Raw genomic sequence first — 2,568 nt, 5'->3', positions numbered from 1 at the left:
ACAGTAGTCGGCGTAGTTTAGAGGTGCAGCAAAACCACCGCACACCACATCGCCAAGTACATCGAATAAAATAATGTCGTACTCGTCAAAAGCATTTAATTCTTTGAGCAGCTTAACTGTCTCTCCTACTACATAACCACCGCAACCAGCACCAGCGGGAGGCCCGCCAGCTTCGACGCAATCCACGCCACCATAACCTTTGTAGATGACATCTTCTGGCCAGACATCTTCGTAATGATAATCTTTTTCTTGAAGTGTATCGATAATCGTCGGAATCAAGAACCCAGTCAGGGTAAAGGTACTATCGTGCTTGGGGTCGCACCCGATTTGCAAGACTTTTTTGCCACGTTTTGCCAACGCGACGGAGATATTGCAACTAGTTGTGGATTTGCCAATCCCACCTTTGCCATATACTGCCAGTTTCACGATCTGCTAGTCTCCATTACTTTGTGGTGTGATAAATAAGTCGCAAGTGGTTCTCCTTACTAAGAATTAGAACGCTGACTTTTGTTAAATGTGAGTGAGTATCTATAAAATTTTTGCTACGTCTAGCATTGTCCGCTAACTTTCCCGGAAATGGGTGAAAAGTTACAATTCGATCGAGTGTTTAATTTGCTGAATATTTTTATGACAGATGTCTCGATCGAGCTGTTTGCATTTTAGCTAGGTTTTACATTTAAAAATCAGCGCGGGTCGGCTCTGACTGGCAATTTAAAGCTAAATGGCAACAATAGCAAATAGTGCTCAAACGCTATCATAGAGCAGATAATATGCAACCATTCCTCGTCGTAGTGTGGATTGGATGCAGGTAAAGGTCGTAGGTGACTAGTTAGTATCGTCGGATAGCTCGAACTGTGGACTCAAATGGCGTTAATCGGCGATAGTGAGCGATCGAAACCCGATCGAATCATCAATTAAATCTTGACTCGATCGAGTATTTGTAAACATTAGTTAATTTTCTAAATTAGCGATCTTTTTGTAAAAAAAAGTTAAGTTATCGCAATCGATCGTGGCAGAATATTCAAGAACGATCGGAGAGTAACCTTGTGATTTCAGTTGAATACGTGCTGGCAGATCCAGAATTTAGACCCCAACGCGCTGTAGATAGAGCTGCGGCTTTGGATGTGAAGGCTTATTTACCTGCTGCACCTACAGGCGATGTGTTGGAATCAGTCAAAGCGATACAAGCTGGCTTTCAGCATCAATATCCCGCAGGTTCGCTGTACATCAATGGCAAGCAACTCGCAGAAACGGTGACGTTAGAGATATTGCAGCAACACGAACCGCAACTGCGATTTTTCACCCTCGCTCCAGGCGAACAAAAAATCGTTAATGCCGGATTTAAGGTGGGTTTGAGTACCGATGACCCCGATAAGATTGCCACCATGCTGGTGTGCCCCAGAAGTGGCTTGGCGTGCAAGAATTCGATTACAGTCATTAATGCACCAGGAATTGTAGACGAACACTATCCCGACTGGGTGGGGATTGGGTTAGTCAATCACGGTAGGGATCTACATCTATTCAGTCACGGCGCGAGAATTGCTCAAGTGATGTTTTTAGAGGTGTGTGTGGCGCAAGAGCGGGTAGTAGACGCCTTGACGACGGTGGGCGAACGCAAGGGTGGATTTGGACACACGGGGGTTTGAAAGATTAAATTCATCTCCCCTTTTTTAATTTTGCCAAGGCAGACTCAGCAGCCTGTTTCTCGGCATCTTTTTTGCTACGTCCTGTACCCTCGCCACAAAATTTGTCACCAACATAGACCTTCGATACAAATTCTGGACTATGATCCGAACCGCCTTTTTTTTCAGTAATATATTTAGGAGGAGTTGTATGACCATCTTTTTGGACAAATACCTGAAATTGATTTTTCGGGTCTAACTCTGAGCGAACGATCTTAACTTCTGGATGAACAGAATCAAATAATTCGTAAATCAAGGGACGAATATTTTCAAAATCACAACCCTTGTCTAGATAGTAAGCTCCCACAACTGCCTCGAAAGTACTACTAAGCAAATTTGGATTGAGAGAACCACCATCCAGCCTTGCACCTCGTCCTAGTAGCATTTTGGAATCTAATTCCATTTCAATTGCAAACTTGGCAAGTTGCTCTTCATCCACCATTGCTATGCGTCGTCGAGTCATTTCACCCTCCCCCATTTCAGGATGACGTTGATATAGATACTCGCCGCTTACAAATGAGAGAATAGCATCTCCAAAAAATTCTAGCCGTTCGTTGTCGCTTACTGCCCGGAAGTGTTCGTTGCGATAGGAGCGGTGTGTTAGTGCCTGATGAAGCAGTTTTTCGTCGTTGAATATTAATAGTTTGTGCATTTGCCTAAAAATCGACATTTAACCGTACAGCTCTCTTGTAATGTATGAAATCATACCTGTCAATGATTGTATGCCAATCGAATAGTAGGATAATAGGCTTTGGCAAAACACTCGACCACCGCTAGGCAGCGCGCAAGCTTCGTGTATGAATATAGTAGATCAGACGTATCTAGAGATCCTCGACCGAATCCTCTCAGAGGGTACTAGAGAAACCAACCGCACAGGTACGGATAC

At 43.9% G+C, this 2,568-nt stretch carries 3 protein-coding genes; 1 reads left to right on the top strand and 2 read right to left on the bottom strand.

The features are described 5' to 3' along the window. Window positions 1-426 (bottom strand): AAA family ATPase (locus tag RMO79_RS09685; RefSeq protein ID WP_310482925.1); only part of this gene is annotated, 426 nt, incomplete at its 3' end. 620 nt (window positions 427-1,046) lie between these two features. Between RMO79_RS09685 and RMO79_RS09680 the strand changes: the two genes are divergently transcribed. Next, complete coding sequence (locus tag RMO79_RS09680; protein WP_310482924.1) at window positions 1,047-1,646, top strand: hypothetical protein; 600 nt, start codon at window positions 1,047-1,049, stop codon at window positions 1,644-1,646. 10 nt (window positions 1,647-1,656) lie between these two features. Here RMO79_RS09680 and rnc read toward each other — a convergent pair whose 3' ends face one another. Further along, the gene (gene rnc, locus RMO79_RS09675) at window positions 1,657-2,334 is read right to left on the bottom strand and encodes a ribonuclease III (protein ID WP_310482923.1); all 678 of its coding nucleotides are present in this window, start codon (window positions 2,332-2,334) and stop codon (window positions 1,657-1,659) included. Between the last annotated feature and the right edge of the window lie 234 nt (window positions 2,335-2,568).

Source organism: Chamaesiphon sp. VAR_48_metabat_403 (assembly GCF_031422475.1).
Lineage (GTDB): Bacteria > Cyanobacteriota > Cyanobacteriia > Cyanobacteriales > Chamaesiphonaceae > Chamaesiphon.
The sequence above is the reverse complement of the archived record's forward strand: the minus strand, read 5'-3'. Positions and strand labels throughout refer to the sequence as shown.

Coding starts and splice junctions, on each gene's coding strand:
- rnc (WP_310482923.1), bottom strand. CDS start 2,334: ATGCACAAACTATTAATATTCAACGACGAAAAACTGCTTCATCAGGCA.